17 protein-coding genes are annotated in these 19,664 nt (G+C 72.3%); 2 read left to right on the forward strand and 15 right to left on the reverse strand.

The window, feature by feature from the left end:
* The first annotated feature begins 23 nt into the window (after positions 1–23).
* Positions 24–884, forward strand: a complete 861-nt coding sequence (locus SGA01_RS24850; RefSeq protein ID WP_141298612.1) for a 3-hydroxybutyryl-CoA dehydrogenase — start codon at positions 24–26, stop codon at positions 882–884.
* Between the two features lie 81 nt (positions 885–965).
* On the opposite strand, the gene SGA01_RS24855 is transcribed toward SGA01_RS24850, so the two are convergent.
* The 12 genes from SGA01_RS24855 to infC form a co-directional block, all read right to left on the reverse strand.
* The gene (locus tag SGA01_RS24855; protein WP_167534175.1) at positions 966–1,496 is read right to left on the reverse strand and encodes an NUDIX hydrolase; all 531 of its coding nucleotides are present in this window, start codon (positions 1,494–1,496) and stop codon (positions 966–968) included.
* Between the two features lie 62 nt (positions 1,497–1,558).
* Positions 1,559–2,902, reverse strand: a complete 1,344-nt coding sequence (locus SGA01_RS24860) for an NsdA family TPR-like regulatory protein (protein ID WP_141298614.1) — start codon at positions 2,900–2,902, stop codon at positions 1,559–1,561.
* Between the two features lie 292 nt (positions 2,903–3,194).
* Positions 3,195–4,262, reverse strand: coding sequence for a PP2C family protein-serine/threonine phosphatase (locus SGA01_RS24865; RefSeq protein WP_141298616.1), 1,068 nt, complete (start codon positions 4,260–4,262; stop codon positions 3,195–3,197).
* 249 nt (positions 4,263–4,511) lie between these two features.
* Positions 4,512–5,015 (reverse strand): hypothetical protein, encoded by a 504-nt coding sequence (locus tag SGA01_RS24870; RefSeq protein ID WP_141298618.1) that lies wholly within the window; start codon positions 5,013–5,015, stop codon positions 4,512–4,514.
* A complete protein-coding gene (locus SGA01_RS24875) occupies positions 5,012–7,786 on the reverse strand; it encodes a Vgb family protein (protein WP_141298620.1) in 2,775 nt (924 codons plus the stop codon). The genes SGA01_RS24870 and SGA01_RS24875 overlap by 4 nt, the downstream gene beginning before the upstream one ends.
* A 152-nt stretch (positions 7,787–7,938) precedes the next feature.
* Complete coding sequence (gene pheT / locus SGA01_RS24880) at positions 7,939–10,467, reverse strand: phenylalanine--tRNA ligase subunit beta (RefSeq protein WP_141298622.1); 2,529 nt, start codon at positions 10,465–10,467, stop codon at positions 7,939–7,941.
* The gene (gene pheS / locus SGA01_RS24885; RefSeq protein WP_055644487.1) at positions 10,467–11,606 is read right to left on the reverse strand and encodes a phenylalanine--tRNA ligase subunit alpha; all 1,140 of its coding nucleotides are present in this window, start codon (positions 11,604–11,606) and stop codon (positions 10,467–10,469) included. Before pheS ends, pheT begins: the two co-directional genes overlap by 1 nt.
* A 169-nt stretch (positions 11,607–11,775) precedes the next feature.
* Positions 11,776–12,957 carry a sensor histidine kinase gene (locus SGA01_RS24890; protein ID WP_141298624.1) on the reverse strand — a complete coding sequence of 394 codons (1,182 nt, stop codon included), beginning with the start codon at positions 12,955–12,957 and terminating at the stop codon, positions 11,776–11,778.
* 81 nt (positions 12,958–13,038) lie between these two features.
* Positions 13,039–13,878, reverse strand: a complete 840-nt coding sequence (locus SGA01_RS24895; RefSeq protein WP_141298626.1) for a TrmH family RNA methyltransferase — start codon at positions 13,876–13,878, stop codon at positions 13,039–13,041.
* Positions 13,879–13,991: 113 nt separating this feature from the next.
* Complete coding sequence (rplT, locus tag SGA01_RS24900; protein ID WP_024760684.1) at positions 13,992–14,378, reverse strand: 50S ribosomal protein L20; 387 nt, start codon at positions 14,376–14,378, stop codon at positions 13,992–13,994.
* Between the two features lie 107 nt (positions 14,379–14,485).
* A complete protein-coding gene (rpmI, locus tag SGA01_RS24905) occupies positions 14,486–14,680 on the reverse strand; it encodes a 50S ribosomal protein L35 (protein WP_024760685.1) in 195 nt (64 codons plus the stop codon).
* A gap of 123 nt (positions 14,681–14,803) precedes the next feature.
* A complete protein-coding gene (infC, locus tag SGA01_RS24910) occupies positions 14,804–15,562 on the reverse strand; it encodes a translation initiation factor IF-3 (protein WP_141298628.1) in 759 nt (252 codons plus the stop codon).
* Between the two features lie 295 nt (positions 15,563–15,857).
* Between infC and SGA01_RS24920 the strand changes: the two genes are divergently transcribed.
* Positions 15,858–16,235, forward strand: coding sequence for a DUF1844 domain-containing protein (locus SGA01_RS24920; protein ID WP_055644482.1), 378 nt, complete (start codon positions 15,858–15,860; stop codon positions 16,233–16,235).
* Positions 16,236–16,249: 14 nt separating this feature from the next.
* On the opposite strand, the gene SGA01_RS24925 is transcribed toward SGA01_RS24920, so the two are convergent.
* The 3 genes from SGA01_RS24925 to SGA01_RS24935 all read right to left on the reverse strand — a co-directional run bounded on the left by SGA01_RS24925 (position 16,250) and on the right by SGA01_RS24935 (position 19,403).
* Complete coding sequence (locus SGA01_RS24925) at positions 16,250–16,981, reverse strand: SseB family protein (RefSeq protein WP_055644481.1); 732 nt, start codon at positions 16,979–16,981, stop codon at positions 16,250–16,252.
* A gap of 86 nt (positions 16,982–17,067) precedes the next feature.
* Entirely contained in the window at positions 17,068–18,258 is a 1,191-nt protein-coding gene (gene mycP, locus SGA01_RS24930) for a type VII secretion-associated serine protease mycosin (protein WP_174867463.1), read from the reverse strand.
* Positions 18,255–19,403: a hypothetical protein gene (locus tag SGA01_RS24935; RefSeq protein WP_255325249.1), complete on the reverse strand. Its 1,149-nt coding sequence runs from the start codon at positions 19,401–19,403 to the stop codon at positions 18,255–18,257. Before SGA01_RS24935 ends, mycP begins: the two co-directional genes overlap by 4 nt.
* Positions 19,404–19,664: the final 261 nt, after the last annotated feature.

Raw genomic sequence — 19,664 nt, forward strand, 5'->3', positions numbered from 1 at the left:
AAAGGCACGAGGTGACGGACTCCATGGCCGACATTGAGCGCGTCGGAGTGGTGGGTTGCGGCCAGATGGGCGCGGGCATCGCGGAGGTGTGTGCCCGCAGCGGCCTTGAGGTGAAGGTCGCCGAGACCACCGGCGAAGCGCTGGAGCTCGGCCGCACGCGGCTCTACAACTCGCTGTCGAAGGCCGCCGAACGCGGCAAGATCAGCGAGGAGGAGCGGGACGCGACGCTCGCGCGCCTCAGCTTCACCACCGACCTGGGCGAGTTCGCCGACCGCGACCTCGTGATCGAGGCGGTCGTCGAGAACGAGCAGGTCAAGACCGAGATCTTCCAGGTGCTCGACCAGGTGATGACCCGGCCCGACGCCATCCTGGCCTCGAACACCTCCTCCATTCCGCTCGTCAAGCTGGCCGTGGCGACCTCCCGCCCCGACCACGTCATCGGCATCCACTTCTTCAACCCGGCCCCGGTGCAGAAGCTCGTCGAGCTGATCCCGGCCCTCACCACCTCCGAGGGCACGATCAGCCGTGCGCAGGCCTTCGCCGAGAAGGCGCTCGGCAAGCACGCGATCCGCGCGCAGGACCGCTCCGGCTTCGTCGTCAACGCCCTGCTCGTGCCGTACCTGCTCTCCGCGATCCGGATGTTCGAGTCGGGTATCGCGAGCCGCGAGGACATCGACAACGGCATGGAGTACGGCTGCGCCCACCCGATGGGCCCGCTGAAGCTCTCCGACCTCATCGGTCTGGACACGATCGCCTCGATCGCCGACTCGATGTACGCCGAGTTCAAGGAGCCGCTGTACGCCGCTCCTCCGCTGCTCCAGCGCATGGTGGACGCGGGCCGGCTCGGCCGGAAGACGGGCTCGGGCTTCTACCCGTACTCCTGACCCGCTCCTCCCCCAGAACACCGGACGGCCCGTACACCCGCACAGGTACGGGCCGTCCGGCATGTCTCCGGGCCGCCGGCCTCAGCCGAGGCGCAGATGGTGGAGCATCAGCAGCCCGGCGGCCATGTTGGCGGCCGGGATCTCACCGCGGGTGATCATGTCGGGGACCTGTTTCAGCGGGATCCAGGCCCGCCGTGAGGACTCGAACGCGTCCTCGGGCGGACCGGTGTACGTGGCCCGCTCCGCCCAGTAGAGGTGGTGGCGGGCGTCGGTGAGGCCGTTCGACGGCTCGACGGTGAGGAGATGGCGCAGCGGCCCCGGCCGCCAGCCGGTCTCCTCCTCCATCTCGCGGGCGGCGGCGGTCTCGACGTCCTCCCCGTCCTCGACGACGCCGGCGGCCAGTTCCCAGCCCCAGCTGTCGGTGATGAAGCGATGGCGCCAGAGCATCAGGACTTCGTCGGCCTCGTTGACGACGGTCGCGACGGCGACCGGGCGAAGCCGGATCAGATAGTGGTCGAGGTGGCGGCCGTCCGGGAGTTCGACGTCCGCGAGGTTCACTTGGAACCAGCGATTCTCATAGACAGAGCGTTCGCTCAGTTTCGTCCACTGCACGTTCTTGCCACCTTCCGACTGGTCGGTGCTTGTTTGGTGGCAATATCGCAGCAGTTGACGGCCTACAGGGGAACGCGCAGAGCCCCGTCGATGAGAGCCGCCGCTTCCCGGGCGTCGCCTCCGCCGCTCGCGAGGAGATGCTCCCGCACCTGACGCAGACGGTCCCGCATCCGCCGCGACTCCATGCCCCAGGCCCGCTCGGTCATCTCCACCGCCGTGCGCGCGGCCCCGTCGACCTCGCCCCGCCGCAGCTCGATCTGGCACAGCATGGCCAGCCGGTGCACCCGGCCCCGGTCGTGCGAGGGCGTCCGGACCGCCGCCGAGGCGTGCTCGTGGGCCGCCGGGAGGTCACCCAGACTGAGCAGGGCCTCCGCGACCTGCACGTTGACGAGCCCCGGCTGGACGTATCCCGTCTCGGCCGGTTCCGCGCCCGGACTGATCCGCTCCGCCTCCGCCTCCGCCCGCCGGATGCAGGCCAGCGCGGCCGCCGCGTCGCCGAGGTGCGCGTACGCCTTCGCCTGCATCGCCGTCAGATCGGCGGCGAGCGCCGGGGTGATCTGCCGTCCGGCGGCCCTCAGCGCCGCCTCCGCGAAGGCCACCGCCTGCCGGTACTCCCCCATGAACAGCGACTGGTTGACCAGGAGCGCGATGACATAGGCGCCGAGCCCCCGGTCCCCGCTGGCCTTCGCGAGCCGCAGCGCCTGATGGAAGTAGCGCTGGGCGAGACCGTGCGCGTCCGCGTCGTACGCACAGATTCCGGCCACCGCCACCAGACCGCCGGTGGCCCGGTGCAGCCGTCGGCCGAGCGCGTCGCTGTACGCGCCCCTGAGCAGCGGCGCGGTCTCGGTGGTCAGGAAGCCGACGATCCGCGAGCGGGTCGCGATGCCTCCCGCCTTGCGGTACATCTGCTCGTAGTGGGACCGGGCGGCGCTCAGTACGGCGATGTCGGCCGCGGAGACCGTGGTCCCCCGGCCGTCGCGGGAGACGTCCACGTCCTCCGGCGGGTTCTCCCACTCCCACACCGGCATCACCGCGGGTGTGCCCGTCACCGCCTGCGCGCCGACTATGTGCGGCCGCTGCTGCTCGTCGGAGCGCCACAGGGCGGCCGCGCGCTCGACGAAGCCGGAGAGCGGCGTACCGAAGGCGGGCGGTGCTCCGCCCGGCACTCCGAGGCCGATGTCGTCCAGCGTCACCTGACGGTGCAGCCGGGCGGCGAGCACCTCGCAGATCAGGTCGGGCACCTGACCGCGCGGCCGCTGGCCCTTCAACCACCGGGCCACGGCGGTGTGTTCGTAGCGCAGGGGGATCCCCCTGGCCCGGCCGGCCCGGTTCACGCGGGCGGCGAGCCCGGCGTGGGAGACGCCCGCTTCGTCGAGCAGGGCGTCAAGCAGGGTGTTGGGCTGCATGCCCCCTCCGGTCGCTCGGTGGACTCAGCCTAGGGGTCTCGGAGTCGGCCCGTGGCCGAAACCGAACGGGTGGATTTCGCACGGGGTGTGAACGAAGTACCCGTTCTTCCGGTCCGCGTACTCTGCCCGGCCCGGCCCCGCACCGCTTGACTGTGCTTCTCGCCGCAAGGCGACGACCGGGCCGCCGGCTCCCCCCTCAAACAGTGCGGCCGCCCGGTCCCGCGTCGTCCGTCCCGCTGATCTGCCCGACACTCCGTGGCGGGGCGGGCGACGCCGGCTCCGGCCCCTCCGCTCAACAGTGGGAGGAGGGGGCGGGCCGGGGGCGGCGCAGCCCGGGTTCGGCGGGCTGCGCCGGCACCCGGACACGGTCGTTGCGTACGACGAGGAGCGCGATGTCGTCCGCCAGCCGGCCGCCCGTGTGGTCGAGGAGGGCCGCGTGGAGCCGGCGGACCAGCGCCGCTGGCGCCTCACCGGCCAGCCGTACGAGAGCATCGTCGAGGGCGAAGAACCGGCCACGGTGATCACGGGCCTCCTCCGCCCCGTCGGTGTACAGCACCATCGTCTCGCCGGGAAGCAGCCGGGAACCGGCGTACGGCGCGAGCACCGCGGGCAGCGGAAGGACCCCGAGCGGCGGAAGCGGCTCGCCGAGCGGCAGCCGCTCCACCCGCCGCCCGATGCGGTACGGGCCGGGGTGACCGCAGTTGAGCACGGAGAGCCGCCCGTCGGCAGCGACCTCCAGGAGCAGCAGGGTCACGAACTCCTCGGCCACCGGATGCTCCGGCTCCACCCCGCTCCGCGCCGGGTGCTCGTCGCGCGCCCGCTCCCGCAGGTGCCGTTCGAGGGCCCGCTCCAACCTCCGCAGCACACCCCCGAGTTCGGGCTCGTCATGGGCGGCCTCGCGGAAACTCCCCAGCACGGCCACCACGGCCCCCAGCGCGGCGAGCCCGTGCCCCCGCACGTCCCCGACGACGATCCGCACGCCGTACGGAGTGGCCACCGCCTCGTACAGGTCCCCGCCGACGGACGCGCCCCGGGAGGCCGACAACTGCCCGGCACCGAGCGACAGTCCGTCGAGCCGGGCGGGCGGCGGACGCAACAGCACCTGCTGCGTGGCATCGGCGACGGCACGCACCCGGGCCAACTCGCGGGCGAGTCCCCGCCGGACACCGAGGACGAGCCCGGTGCCGACGGTGAGGAAGACGACGCTGGTGGCGATCCGCATGGGCAGCCCCGGCTGCCGAGCCAGCGGACAGCCGAACTTCCACACCACGGCCACCGCGCCCCAGGCGGTGGGAAGAGCGAGCGGGGCCAGCCGGCGGAGCCGGGAGCCAGCGGAGACCAACGACCTGGAACGGATCATGCACGGCCCTTCCCGAGCCACCGACAGCGCCCGAAGGCCCTGCGGCCCACAGGTCCGCCCCTGCGGCCGCGTCGATTCTGCCGACCGCACGGGCCACCGGGGAACACCCCCCGGCGATCTCACCCGAAGGAGTGAGCACCCCCGGCGCGCCGCCCTTCGCCAGCCCTCCGCCACGCGCACGCGCGGCCGAACGACGAGCGGGCGACCGACCCAAGGCATCCTTGCCTCGCCTCCCCGCCGCGGGCGCGCTCACGTCCAGGTCGTGCGCTCCCGGAAGGCTTGCGTGACTTCCTTGACGGCTTCGGCGACGAAGTCCCCACGGAGCGGCTCCGGTACCGGCACCCGGGGATCGATGTGCGCGAGCGCGCGCCGGAAGGCCAGCTCCGCCTTCGCGATCCTGTCCGTCTCCGTGTCGTCGTACTCGTACTCGTCCCAGCGCTGAGTGATGATCTCCGCCACGCCAGGAACGCTCAGTGCCAGGTCGTTGGCGAGCAGGTTCGCGTAGTCCGACTTGCACTCGTACGCGGTGGCATTGAGGATCAGGTTCGCGGTCCACCAGTACCAGAAGACCGCCGTCTCGGCGTACCGCTCACGCTCGGCGACGTGCTCGTACTCGACGACCTCACCGTGCCCGACGGTGAGGTAGGTCGCCTCCAGGACGAGCTGCAGAGTGGCCGTCAGTGCCTGCTCGTTCTCCAACAGTCGCGCGTAGCGCGCCTCGACCTCCGGAGAAGGCGACTCCTCACCGGTCATCTCGCTCCTCCACAGATCACCGTGCAGATCCAGCTGTCGGTCAGCGCGATCTCCTGCCCCCGGCCCTTGAGGTCCAGCTCGCGTCCCCTCTCGCCACCGGCCACCTCGACCGCACGCCGCTTCCAGCCGTCCACGAACCAGATGTCGTCCGCATGCGCGGCGAGGCCGCCGACGCTCGGTCGGTTCGTGCGGAGCACCCTGGTGACAGCACGTGTGCCCCGGTCCACGCGCACGAGCGCGCCTCGCATGTCGTAGATCCAGATGGCCTCCGACGTGACGACCGGCCGGCCGAAGGGCACGGCGTTCAGGTCGAGCGCCTGGGCGACCGTGTTGCTCAGGGGATCGATCCGGGAAAGAGTCTGGCTCTTCGGACTGAGCACCCACACATCGCCGTCGAGGGCGATCATGCCGATCGGCTGCTCGGGCACCGATACGACGGCTTCGACCCGTCCGGTCTCACGATTCACCCGCAGCACGGTCGACGACCTCTCGGCCGCGACCCATACGACTCCTGCCTCACCCTCGACGACGTCGCCGAGCCCCGGCTCAAGCAGGTACCGACCGACGACGGCGCCGGGGCGGCCGTCGGCGACGGCACGGGGGTCGATCCGTACGAGGGAGTCGTCGGTCGTCACCCATACGGTGTCCGGCCCGGCGCGGACGGCATGGATCCGCTCGCCGACGTCGAGCAGGCGCGGCTGCCAGGTGGCGAGGTCGACGCGGACAAGCTCGCCCGTCGGGCCGCTGCCCACCCATACGGTCTCGCCGCTGACGTCCAGCCCGAGCTGGTTCGACTGCTCGAAGCGCACCGGCAGACGGAAGGCAGGCTCCCGCAGCTCGAGCGTGTCCCGGTGGTGGACGACGAGCACGGCATCGCCCTCACGAGCCGCATCGCCCTCCGGCGGCACGAAGGACACGATGCACACGAACGCCAAGAGCCCGAGGACGATCATGGCCGGGCCGCCCAGGAAGAAGACGGGGATCCAGGCGAGCAGTGGTACGCACGCGGCCAGTCTCACACTCAGAGGAGTGCCGGATTCGGCAGGTCGACGGCTCACCAGGGCACGGCGAGCCCGGTTGTCCCATGCCCGCCAGGTCGGGAACATGACGAGTGCCGAGACCGCGGTCACGACCGCGGCGGCGACGACGGCGCCGAGCACCCGACCCGCGAGATCGCCCCTCGCGAAATCCTGCACGGCGCGCTGGGCCGAGTCGGAGAAGAGCCCCGGCACTCGTGCCGCGATGTCGCCGGTGGTCCCGGCAAGACGCGCCAGCGCGTCCACGCCCAGGGCGAACGGCACGCCGATCAGCACGACGCCCAGGACCCACCGTGCCACGGTGAGCCATTCCGTTCTGCTCCGCCGCGCCTGCTCGGAAGCGGCCGCGATCCTCCGGTCGGCCTCGGTGAGCCGTGCGTACTCCGTCCAGCCGGCCTCCCGCGCCAGCTCGGCGCTGACTCTCGCCACGAACTCCTCGGTGTTCTGCCAGTACGTCGTGTGGTCGGAGAAGCTGGACCCGCGGTTGCGGACGGGCTGGGAGATCAGGCCTGAGCGGGGAGGACGTGCGAGCGACCCCTCGGACACGGGATCCGCAGAGGCGAAGAGGTCGATCCAGCGCAGGGACGCACCGAGTTCGGGCAGGCCCAGGTGCGTCCCTGGGCGTTCCGGATCCGGCGGGTTGAGCTTCACGGAGAGCCAGCCGAGGCCGACGGCCACCAGGAAGGGAGCGATGGCGAGCACGGGGTGGGCGTTGAGAACGAGGGCGATGGAGGCAGCCAGCGAAAGGACCGCGAGAAGACGCGTCCCGAAGCTGAGGCCCGCTCGCCCCAGGTCGAGGCCCCGCACGGCACCGAGCTTGGCGATTCCCGCACCGTAGGTGACGAACAAGGACACGTTCTCAGGCCGGGACCTGCGCAGCGCCGCATGGGCGATGGCAGCGCCCTGCGAATGCGCGACCACGGCCACGCGCTCGCATCTCCCCGCGAGCCACTCGATGTCCGTCTGGACGCGACTGGCCATCGCGTCGAAGACGAGCGGCTGGTCGGTCAGCGCGAAACTGTCCCCGATCGACTCGGAGAGCACGATCTGGATCCGCTGGACGATCCCGCGCAGGGCGGGGACGACGCTGAGCACCACGAGCAGGGCGATGGCCACCTGGGCGACCAATCCCACGACGAAGGCGAGCATGTAGGCGAGGACGCGGCGCGCTACGAGCAAGACGTATGCCAGGAATGGCATGACGATCTTGAAGGCATACTGCATCGTGTCGTCCATCGGGACGTACATCGCGACGAAGGCGCGCGCCTCCTTCCGTTCCTGAGCAAGGGTCTTCGGCGGAGAGCCGACGAACCTCAGGAGGAAATGTCGCTGTACGAGCCACGGCCCGGCCAGGAGCGACCATCTCGCGAGCGTGCGGAACGACGGCGTGGGGAAGTCCTCGGCCCACCATGACTCCGCCAGGAGCCACGCCCTTGAGGTGCGCGAGCCACCGGCCCGCCCCTCCAGCGACAGCAGTGTGCTGGCGCGTTCGCCTTCTTCGCAGCGCCGCAGGCGTGTGTCCGACAGCGTGATGGCGAAGTCCTCGACGCTTCCCGACGGCCGGGAGCCGGCGAGCCACTCCTTCAGCCAGAGGCGCAGCGGCTCGCCGCACTGCAGCAGCGTGTCGCCACGTTTCTGGGAGCCGATTCCGTGGACGAAGAGGACACCGAGTTCCGGCAGTGCTTCGGCTGCGTCCTGGTTCTCCGCTTGGTGGTCCGGAGGATCATTGCCCACCGGCAGAAGATCTCATGATGGCCTCGCGTCGCCGGGTGGCACGACGCGCGGGTGCCCGAGGTCCGCCTGAATGGCGTCCGACTCCCGGTACGGCGGAGGGCCGCCCCGGGATGTCCGGGGCGGCCCTCCTCTTCCGTGCTCCGCTACGGCGCTCAGGCGCCGCGCAGTACGGCGCCCGTGCGCTCGGTGGCCAGGGCCACGGCCGCGTCGCGGGCCGCGGTGGCCTCGTCGACCGTGAGGGTGCGGTCCGTGGCGCGGAACTTCAGTGCGTACGCCAGGGACTTGGTGCCCTCGTCCAGCTGGTCGCCCGTGTAGACGTCGAACAGGCGGACGGACTCGAGGAGTTCGCCCGCGCCCTCGCGGAGCGCGGTCTCGACCTCGGCGGACGGGACCTCGGCGGCGACGACCAGGGCGACGTCCTGGGTGGCGACCGGGAAGGAGGAGATACGGGGAGCCTTCAGCGGGCCCTCGTTCGCCTTCTCCAGGAGGTCCAGGTCGATCTCCATGGCGCAGCTGCGGGCGGGAAGGCCGAAGGCCTTCACCACGCGCGGGTGGAGCTCGCCTGCGTGGCCGACGAGGACCTCCTCGCCGTCCACCTCGACGTGGAACGCGGCGCAGCGGCCCGGGTGCCACGGGGCGTGCTGGTCGGCGCTGATGATCAGCTCGACCCCGGCCTCGGCGGCCACGGTCCGGCCGGCCTCGACCGCGTCCGCCCAGTCGGACGGACGGCCCTTGCCCCACCAGCCGGCCTGCTCGCGCGCACCGGCGAGGACGACGGCGGCGCGGCGCGGCTGCGACGGCAGCGCGGCGTTGACCTCGGCGACCTCCTCGTCGGTGGGACGGCGGTCGACGGGCAGCCGGACGGCGATGCCGGGCTGTCCCTCGGGCCGGAAGACGAGACCGGTCTCGAAGAGCGCCAGGTCGTGGCTGCCTCGGCTGTCGTTGCGGCGGAGCGCACCGAGCAGGCCCGGGAGCAGCGTCGTACGGAGCGCGGGCTCCTCGTCCGAGAGCGGGTTGACCAGGGTCACGAGCCGGCGACGGGCGTCGTCGGCGTCGAGACCGAGGTTGTCGAGGGCCTGCGTCCCGATGAACGGGTAGTTCAGCGCCTCGACGTAACCGGCGCCGGCCAGGGCGCGGCCCACACGGCGGTAGGTGCGCTGACGCTCGGTGAGCCCGCGGCCGGCCGGGGGCTTCGGCAGCGTGGAGGGCAGGTTCTCGTAGCCCTCCAGCCGGATGACCTCTTCGGCGAGGTCGTTCGGCACGTTGAGGTCGGGGCGCCACGAGGGCACGGTGACGACGAGCTCGTCCTGGCCGTAGACGTCGCAGCCGACCTCCTGGAGGCGGCGGACGACGGTCTCGCGGCCGTAGTCGACGCCCGCGACCTTGTCCGGGTGGTTCGCCGGCATGGCGATCGTGCGCGGCGCGGACGGGGCGCTGATCTCGGTGACGCCGGCCTCGGCCGTGCCGCCCGCGAGCAGCACGAGGAGGTCGACGGTGCGCTGCGCGGCAGCGGCGGCGGCCTGCGGGTCGACACCGCGCTCGAAGCGCTTGGACGCCTCGGAGGACAGCTTGTGCCGGCGGGCCGTGCGCGCGATCGAGATCGCGTCGAAGTGCGCGGCCTCGATGACAACCTCGGAGGTGCCGGTGACGAAACCGGTCTCCGGGTCGGTCACCGGGTCGGCGATCTCCGTGTTGGCCCCGCCCATGACGCCGGCGATGCCGATGGCTCCGCGGTTGTCGGTGATGACGAGGTCCGCCGCGTCCAGGACGCGCACGGTGCCGTCGAGCGTGGTGATCTTCTCGCCGGCCTCGGCGCGGCGCACCCCGATGGGGCCGTCGATCCGGCTCCGGTCGTAGGCGTGCAGCGGCTGGCCGAGCTCCAGCATCACGTAGTTGGTGATGTCCACGGCCAGCGAGATCGGGCGCATGCCGGCCTTCTGCAGACGGCGCTGCAGCCAGATCGGGGAGCGCGCCTCGGGCGCCAGGCCGACGACGGTGCGCGCGGTGAAGCGGTCGCAGCCGATCGGGTCGGAGACCTGGACCGGGTAGCCGTACGCGTTCGGCGCGGGCACGTCGAGGAGCGCCGGGTCGCGCAGCGGCAGGCCGTACGCGGTGGCGGTCTCGCGGGCGACACCGCGCATCGAGAGGCAGTAGCCGCGGTCCGGGGTGACGGCGATGTCGAGGACCTCGTCGTACAGCTCCAGGAGGACCGTGGCGTCGATGCCGATCTCGTACTCCGGCGGGAGCACGATGATGCCGTGCGTGCCGTCGTCGCCCATGCCCAGCTCGTCGCCGGAGCAGATCATGCCGCGGGACACCCGGCCGTACGTCTTGCGCTCGGCGATCCGGAAGTCACCGGGGAGGACGGCGCCGGGCAGGGCCACGACGACCTTGTCGCCCACGGCGAAGTTCCGGGCCCCGCAGATGATCTCCTGGGGCTCGCCGGTGCCGTTGGCCTGGCCGACGTCGACGGTGCAGAAGCGGATGGGCTTCTTGAACTCCGTCAGCTCCTCGATGGTGAGGACCTTGCCGACCACCAGGGGACCGGTCAGACCGGTGCCGAGCTGCTCGACGGTCTCGACCTCGAGGCCTGCCGAAATGAGTTTGGCCTGGACGTCGCGGCCGGTCTCCGTCGCCGGCAGGTCGACGTACTCCCGCAGCCAAGAAAGCGGGACCCGCATCAGATCTCCATCCCGAACGGTCGGGTGAACCGGACGTCACCCTCGACCATGTCTCGCATGTCGTCGACGTTGTGGCGGAACATCAGCATCCGCTCGATGCCGAACCCGAAGGCGAATCCGCTGTACTTCTCGGGGTCCACACCGCAGGCGACGAGCACCTTCGGGTTGACCATGCCGCAGCCGCCGAGCTCGATCCAGCCCTCGCTGCCGCAGGTGCGGCAGGGACGGTCCGGGTTGCCGACGGACTCGCCGCGACAGACGTAGCAGAGCATGTCCATCTCGGCGGACGGCTCGGTGAAGGGGAAGAAGTTCGGGCGGAGCCGGGTCTTCATGTCCGGGCCGAAGAGCGCCTGGACCATGTGGTCCAGGGTGCCCTTGAGGTCGGCCATGGTGAGGCCCTCGTCGACGGCGAGCAGCTCGATCTGGTGGAAGACCGGGGTGTGCGTGGCGTCGAGCTCGTCGGTGCGGTAGACGCGGCCGGGGCACACCACGTAGACCGGGGGCTCCCGGTCGATGAGGGTGCGGGCCTGGACCGGCGAGGTGTGGGTCCGCAGCACGACGCCGGACTCGTCGCCCGTGGTGGCCTTCCCGTCGGGGGAGGTTCCCTGGACGAAGAAGGTGTCCTGCATCTGCCGCGCCGGGTGGTCCGGCACGAAGTTCAGGGCGTCGAAGTTGAACCACTCCGCCTCGACCTCGGGGCCCTCGGCGACCTCGTACCCCATGGAGACGAAGACATCCGCGACGCGCTCCATGAGCGTGGTCAACGGGTGCCGGGCGCCGGCCGGGACACGGTCGTACGGCAGGGTGACGTCGACGGCCTCCTCGACGAGGACGCGGGCGTCCCGCTCGGCCTCCAGCTCGGTCTGTCGGGCGGCGAGCGCCTTGGAGACCGCGCCGCGGGCCTGGCCCACGATCTTTCCGGCGGCTGCCTTGGCCTGCGGGGGCAGGGCGCCGATCTCGCGGTTGGCGAGCGCCAGCGGCGAGGTGCCACCGGTGTGCGCGGTCTTCGCGTGCGCGAGCGCGTCGAGGTCGCCGGCGGCCGCGAAGGCGGCGAGCGCCTCGTCCCGCATGCGCTCGATCTCTTCCGGTTTCAAGGCCTCGACCTCGACCGGGTCGTACGACTTATTCGGTGCCGACATCTCTTCCCGTGCTTCCGTTTGGCTGGCTGGGCGCGGCCCCGCTCGACGACAAGGGCGCAAACGTGCCAAAGGTCGAGTCTAACGGGGCGCTCGGACGGTGATGAGCCCGTGGGCAGGCCGGGCGGCCTCGGATCTGGTCTGGAACGCGTCTGAATCGCGTCAGATCTCGTCAGATGAGATGGGCCGGGGTGCCTACGGGCAGGGTAAATCGGAACTCGGCCCCGCCGCGGGGGCCCCGTCCGACGGTGATGGTGCCGCCGTGGGCCTCGACGATGCCCTTGACGATGTAGAGGCCGAGGCCGGTGCCGCCGCGTTTGCTGCCCCGCCAGAAGCGGGTGAAGACACGGCTCATCGACGCTTCGGGGATGCCGGGGCCCTCGTCGCTCACAGTGACCTCCGTCCCCTCTTCTCCGTCGTCGCCCGCCGTACCGGGTGCCACCTCGATGGTGACGGTTCCCTCGCCGTGGCGCACCGCGTTTTCCAGGAGGTTGCCGAGGATCTGGTCGATCTTGTCGGGGTCGGCCCACAGCGCGGGCAGTTTCGGACTGATCCGTACGAAGAAACGGTCCGGGGACTGGCCGCCGGTGGTGTGGACCTGGATGTGGCGGCCGATGGCGGCGGCGAGGTCGACGGGCTGACGGCGCACCTCCAGGCGGCCGGAGTCGATCCGGGAGATGTCGAGGAGTTCGGCGATGAGGCGCTTGATGCGGCCCGCGTCGGCGTCGACGGTCTCCAGCATGAGCCGCTTCTGCTCGTCGGTGAACCGCTCCCACTTGTCGAGGAGGGTCGCGGTGAAGCCCTTGACGGAGGTGAGCGGGGAGCGCAGCTCGTGGGCGACGGTGGCGATGAGCTCGGCGTGGCTGCGCTCGGTGCGGCGGCGGGCGTCGGTGCCCCGCAGGGAGACCACGACGCGGCGGACCGGGCCTGTGGGGTGCTCGCGGACGTACCGGGCGGAGACGAGGATCTCGCGGCCGCCGGGGAGGAGCAGATTGCGCTCGGGCTGGCCGCGGCGGGTGGCGAGTCCGCCGTACGGGTCGGTCAGTGTCCACCAGCGGCGGCCCTTGAGGTCCTCCAGGGGGAGGGCCTGGTCCAGGGGGAGGCCGAGGGCCCGGTCGGCGGGTACGGCGGTGATGCGGCCGGCCGCGGCGTTGAAGCAGACGACCCTGCCGGTCTCGTCGGCGATGACGAGACCGTCGGGCAGGTCGTCGGGGTGGACTCCGGCGAAGGTGATGTCCCCGGCGGTGTCGGCGGCAGCTGTGTCGTCCGCGGGTGTCCGGGCGGCTCCGGGCGGCTCCGGCGCGTGCGGCGCGTCGCTCCGTGCCTGTGCGGGACTGTCCGTGCCGACCGTCATCCCCGTATCCCACCCCTCCGTGTAGCGCAGTGGGCCCCCGAGTGCGTCACTCTACTGGGCACGGACGCCGGAATGGACCCCTCAGGCGGAGGTTCGGGGGCGCTGGGCGCGGGCGGAGGCGTACAGGCAGACGGCGGCCGCCGTGGCGAGGTTGAGGCTCTCGGCCTTGCCGTGGATGGGGACGCGGACGACGGCGTCGGCGAGGGCCCTGGTCTCCTCGGGCAGGCCCCAGGCCTCGTTGCCGAAGATCCAGGCGGTGGGCCCGCCCATGGTGCCGGCGTCCAGCTCGTCGTCGAGGTCGTCCTGGCCCGCTCCGTCGGCGGCGAGGATCCGTACGCCCGCGCTCTTGAGCCCGGCGACGGCCTGCTCCACGGGGACGCCGACGGCGACCGGCAGGTGGAAGAGGGAGCCGACGGAGGCGCGGACGGACTTGGGGTTGTAGAGGTCGACGGAGGCGTCGGTGAGGACGACGGCGTCGGCGCCGGCGGCGTCGGCGCAGCGCAGCACGGTGCCGGCGTTCCCGGGGTCGCGGACGTGCGCGAGGACGGCGACCAGCTTGGGCCGGGCCGCGATGATCTCCTCGAAGGGCGAGTCCAGGAAGCGGCAGACGCCGACGATGCCCTGCGGGGTGACGGTCTGGGAGACCTCGGCGAGGACGGCGTCGGAGGCGTGGTGGACGCGGGCTCCGGAGGCGAGGGCGGCCTCGATGATCGGGGCGTACCGCTCGGCGGCCTCGACGGTGGTGAAGAGCTCGACGAGAGTGGGTTCGCCGCCGGCCCCTCGGTGTCCGACGGCCTCCCGGACGGCCTGCGGGCCCTCGGCGATGAAGAGGCGGTCCTTGCCCCGGAAGTTGCGCTTGGCGAGCCGCCGGGCGGCGACGACGCGCGGGGAACGCGGGGAGATCAGCTCGGGGGTGACCATGAGGTGCGGCGGTTCTCTCTATCGAGGGGGACGGCGACTTCGGGGGCCGACGCACCCGGACCCGCAGGCGCACGCGCCTGCGGGTCCGGGCAGAGGTACTGCGGCCTGGAAGATCAGGCGGCGGCCTTCGGGGCGTTGACGTCGGCCGGCAGAGCCTTCTGCGCGACCTCGACCAGCGCGGCGAACGCGTTGATGTCGTTGACGGCCAGCTCGGCGAGGATCTTGCGGTCCACCTCGATGTTGGCGGCGTTCAGACCCTGGATGAGGCGGTTGTACGTCATGCCGTTCTGACGGGCAGCGGCGTTGATGCGCTGGATCCACAGACGGCGGAAGTCGCCCTTGCGCTTCTTGCGGTCGTTGTAGTTGTAGACCAGCGAGTGGGTGACCTGCTCCTTGGCCTTGCGGTACAGGCGCGAACGCTGACCGCGGTAGCCGGAGGCCGCCTCGAGGATTGCCCGGCGCTTCTTGTGGGCGTTGACTGCCCGCTTGACGCGTGCCACTTGTTAACTCCTTGTAGCGGGGTCGCGGTGGTCCTCACACGACCCGAAAAACGAATGGATCCCGGTCTGAGCCGGATGCCCTCGTCGCCGAGGGCGGGAGATCAAGATCAGATGCCCAGCATCTTCTTGATCTTGGCGGCGTCACCCGGGGCCATCTCGGCGTTGCCGGTGAGGCGACGCGTCAGCTTGGACGACTTGTGCTCGAGCAGGTGGCGCTTGCCGGCGCGCTCGCGCATGATCTTGCCGGTGCCGGTGACCTTGAAGCGCTTCTTGGCACCGGAGTGCGTCTTGTTCTTCGGCATCGCGCCGTATCTCCTCGTCAGTGGCGCTCCCCCGGTGCGGACACCGGACTGCCGGGAGCGTCAATTCTTAGTTTTGGTGGTTCCGGGCGGGTCCCGGGGCTGCCTGGATGGCAGCCCGTCGGGTCACGCCTCGGGGTTCTCGACCGGAGCGTCGGCCGGAGCCTCGGCGACCGGAGCGTCGGTGGCCGGAGCCTCCTCGACCGGAGCCTCGGACGTCTCGACCTCGTCGGCCGCCTCGTCGGAGGCGACACCCTGGCGCTCGGCCTTGCGTGCGGCCTGGGCCTCACGCGCCTCGGCCATGGCCTCGGTCTTCTTCTTGTGCGGGCCGAGAACCATGATCATGTTCCGGCCGTCCTGCTTCGGGTTGGACTCGATGAAGCCAAGCTCCTCGACGTCCGACGCCAGCCGCTGAAGCAGCCGGAAACCAAGCTCGGGGCGGGACTGCTCACGACCACGGAACATGATCGTGATCTTGACCTTGTCGCCCTGCTTGAGGAACCGGACGACGTGACCCTTCTTGGTGTCGTAGTCGTGCGGGTCGATCTTCGGCCGGAGCTTCATCTCCTTGATGACCGTGTGCGCCTGGTTCTTGCGCGCCTCACGGGCCTTCATGGCCGACTCGTACTTGAACTTCCCGTAGTCCATGAGCTTGCACACGGGCGGACGGGCGTTCGCCGCGACCTCGACCAGGTCGAGGTCGTACTCCTGTGCGAGCTCCAGGGCCTTGGCAAGCGGAACAATCCCGACCTGCTCGCCGCTGGGTCCGACAAGTCGCACCTCGGGAACGCGAATCCTGTCGTTGATGCGGGGCTCGGCGCTGATGGATCCTCCTCGGTAGCACCACGCGACCGCCTGGCGGACGGACGCGCAACGTCTGTTCATTGAGACCAACCGAGCCGGCACATGAAAAACGCCCCGGACGGGACACAGGCGGGGCTCCAAGGAAAACCGGAGCACCGCCGCGGTCAACCGCGGGGCGCAGAATCGGGCGGCTCCATCGTCCGTACGGAACGATGGGGACCACCTGACCGGTGACCCGCCACCCGCGAGGGTGGTCAGGTGGGAGTACGGAGCCTCCACTTGTGGGCCGGGCACACAAGTGTCCGGCCGGTCGTTACACAAGGTTAGCAGGACCCGGCGGTCTCCGCTAACCGAGGACCGGCCTATCGTATGAGTCATGAGCGAGACCCCCCAGAACGAGTCCGCGGACTCCCCCGAAAACCCCGACTTCGACGCCATGACCCGCGACATCGCGGAGGTCCCGGCCGTCGAGGTGATCGTGACGGTCGCCGTCAACCTGATGAGTGCCGCCGCGGTGAAGCTCGGGCTCACCGAGGAGGGCGACAAGTACAAGGACCTCGACGAGGCCCGCAAGCTGGTGCACGCGCTCGCGGGCCTGCTGGACGCCGGCGCGACGGAGGTCTCCTCCTTCCACGCCGCTCCCCTGCGGGACGGCCTGAAGTCCCTCCAGCTCGCCTTCCGCGAGGCGTCCCTGATCCCGGACGAGCCGGGCCAGGGGCCGGGCGAGAAGTACACGGGTCCCGTGTACGGCTGAGTCGCCCGTACGTCTTACCTCTGCACGTAGAAGGGCTCGCCCGGAGGCGTGGCCGAGGCCGGCAGCAGTGCCAGGTCGAGGCCCCGCACCAGGCGGGCCCTCAGTGTTTCGTCGGCGGCGAGGGCGCGGGCCACGCGCTGGGCCGCCTCCGCCGGGGCGGCGTCCGCGGCGAGGACCAGGGCGAGGGTGCCGTCGGCGGCGCCGGGGCCCAGATGGGCGCGGAGGACGGCGGGCTCGGCGGCGACGGCGGCCCGTACGGCCTCGCGTACGGCCGGGTCGTCGAGCGGGTCGGTGCTGGAGCGGCCCTCGGCGAGGGCGCGCAGCGCCGGTCCGGTCAGCTGGTACGGGACGGGGCCCGCGAGGTCCAGGACGACGGTGTCGGCCTTCTCGTGCGCCGCCGCCTGGAGCGCCTGGTGGAGCGGGACGGCCACGGGCCGGGCCTCCGGGTCCCACAGGGCGAGCGAGGCGATCGAGGTGAAGGCGGGCAGGGCCCGGCGGTCGCCGGCGGTGAGGGTGGGGACCGCCATGTCGCTGGTCTTCTCACGGCGCAGGCCGTTCTCGTCGGTCTCGACCTCGCCGAGGACGGCGACCACGGGGACGAGGAGCCGGGCGCCCTTGAGCGCTTCGAGGACCGGGCCGTGCGCGGTCCTGTCCTCCGCCCAGGCCGCGAGGGCCGCGGCGAGCCGCGGGTCGGCGGTGCCGTCGTCGTCGGAGAAACCGGGGTCCGGGATGTTCTTGAGCGCCACGCACCGAGCCTAACCGGCTGCGGGAGGTGCGCTGTCCGCCGGGTGGTGGGTGGTGGCCGGTGCGTCGGCGGGCGGGGCGTGGCGTGTCAGTGGGTGCGCTTCGTCCGTCCGAGGGCGAAGGCGGTCAGGAGCAGCAGGGCGCCGAGTCCGCCGGCGACGGGGGCCAGCAGGCCGAGGGGGCGGCTCTCCTCGACGGGGGCCGTCGGGCCGGGGCCGAAGTACTGACCCCGGTAGCCGGTGGTGGCGTTCTTGGGGTCGGCTCCCTTGCGCGCGGCACCGGCCTCGATGGCGGCGGCCGGGTCGACCGTCCCGTACCCCTTGGCGTCGCTGCGGCCGCCCTTGGGGCGGTTGCGGGCGGTGTCGACGAGCAGCTGCTTGATCTGGGCCGGGGTGAGATCGGGGTGGGCGGATCTGACGAGGGCCACCGCGCCGGAGACGAACGCGGCGGCGGCGCTGGTGCCCCAGCCCTCGTAGTAGCGGCGGTCGGGGTCGGCGATGACGATGTCGACGCCGGGGGCGCTGACCGTGGCGTACCAGCGGCTGGTCGAGAACGAGGCGCGGGTGCCGTAGCGGTCGACGGCGATGACGCCGGGGTAGGCGGCGGGGTACGAGATGTGGTCGCCCTTCTCGCCGCCGTTGCCGGCGGAGGCGACGACGGAGACGCCCTTGGCGAGGGCGTACTGGACGGCGGCGTCCTCGCCCGCGTCGGGGTGGGCGGACTTGGAGTCGTCCCCGAGGGAGAGGTTGATGACGTCGGCGCCGTGGTCGGCGGCCCAGCGGATGCCCTCGGCGAGGGCGGTGCCGCGGGTCTTGCGGGCCTTGTCGCGGGCCTTGTCGCTGCTTTCCAGGATGACCCGGACGGGCAGGATCTCGACGTCGGGGGCGATGCCGAGGACGCCGCTCTCGTCGCCGGGGCCGTGGCCGTGCCCGGCGATGATGCCGGCCATGGCGGTGCCGTGGCGGGCCCAGGCACGGTCGCCCTCGGAGGCGCCGAAGCCGATGAGGTCGCGGCCGGGGAGGACGGAGCCTGACAGGTCGGGGTGGTCGGCGTCGACGCCCGTGTCGAGGACGGCGACCTTGATGCCCTTGCCCTTGGTGGTGCGCCAGGCCTCCGTGGTGTGCATGGCCTCAAGGCCCCACTGGCGGGCCCGGATGGTGTCGGCGTGTGCGGGGGCGGTGGTCGCGGGCAGCACGGAGAAGGAGGCGGCGAGGAGCACGATGACGGCCGCGCGGGCGGGAGCGGAGGTGGTCGGCCGGGTGGCGGTCGGGCGGGTCACCGGGCGTTCTCCTTCTCCTTGACGGTCGCGGCGACGGCCTTGCGCAGCAGCGATTCGAAGCGGCCGGTGATGCCCTTGGCCTCGTGGCCGAGGCCGGACTGGGCGGTGGCGTCGGTACGGCCCCGGGCCATGGCCCGGTCGGCGGGCTGCGGGCGGTCGACGGCGCGGCCGTCGGCGAAGCCGGAGACGGCGGTGACGACGACGGGGAGGTCGGCGGGGGCGCTCAGCCACCAGCTCGCGCGCTGCCGGGCGCCGAAGCGGGCGGCGACGGTGGACGGGCCGGAGAGCGCCGGGGGGACGTCCTCGCCCAGGCGGGCGGTGAGGCCGCCGCCCTGACCGAGGGTGCGCTGCGCTTCGGCGTCGGCGCGGGTGAAGACGAGGCTGACGGTGATCACGCTGCTGGCGGTGGCGTCGGTGTACGTGGCGCGCAGGACGCGCTCGCAGCCGAGCGGCGTGAGGGTGGCGCGCAGCCCCTTGGCGAGGACGGCGGGCGAGCAGGGGGTGTCCGGGGCGACGACGATCCGGGTCCAGGTGCGGGCGGCGGCGCCGGGGCCCGCGCCGGGGCCGGGGAGGGTGCGGGGGAAGAGGGTGTCGACGGGGGCGTTGTGCCAGAGGTCCTTCGCCTCGGTGTACCCGGCGGGTTCGGCGGGCCGTGCCGGTTCGGCGGAGGCCAGCCATATCCCGGCGAGGGCTCCGCCGATGAGCCCGCCCCCGAGGACGACGCAGGCCGTGACCGCGAGCACGCGTCCGGTGCGGCGCGGGCGTACGGGGCGCAGCCGGGTGGTGGTCTCGACGGGCGCCTCGGGCGGCAGGGTGCCGGCGAGCCCGTATCCGTACGTGGGCGGGGGCGCGGTCGTGGGCCTGGGCATGGACCTGGGCGTGGGCCGCGTCGGCCGGCCCGTGCCGGACGTGTCGCGGATCGCCCGGAGCCGGGTGGTGGTCTCGACCTCCGGCAGGTCGTCCGCCCCGGTCGGCGCCGCCCAGGCGCGGGCGGGCACGGCCGCCTGACGGGTCGACAGCGGCGCGGAAGCCGGCGGAAGGGGCTGGGACACGGGCGCGGCCTGGGGCTGCGGGGCACTCGTCGCCTTGGCCGGCCGGGGCGCGGCGGGGGCGGCCGAGGGCAGCGGGGGCGCTTCTGCGGACACGGACACGGATGCGGGGCGCGGCGGGGCCGGTGCGGGCGCGGGTGTCGCCGTGGGGCGCTCGGGGGTGGTCGGCGCGGGGGCGTTCGGCGTCGATGCCGGTGCCGGAGGCTGTGCCGGTGCCGGTGCCGGTGCCGGTGCCGGTGCGGTCCCCGGCGCGGGGTGCGCGGCGGCCTGCGGAAGGGTCGCCGGGCGCGGCGGGGCCGGTGCGGGCGGCGGCGTGGGGCGCTCGGGGGCGGGCCGGGCCGTCGGGGCCGTGACGTG

Origin of the sequence: Streptomyces gardneri, from assembly GCF_006539185.1 — a bacterium.
In the GTDB taxonomy this organism is placed as follows: domain Bacteria; phylum Actinomycetota; class Actinomycetes; order Streptomycetales; family Streptomycetaceae; genus Streptomyces; species Streptomyces gardneri.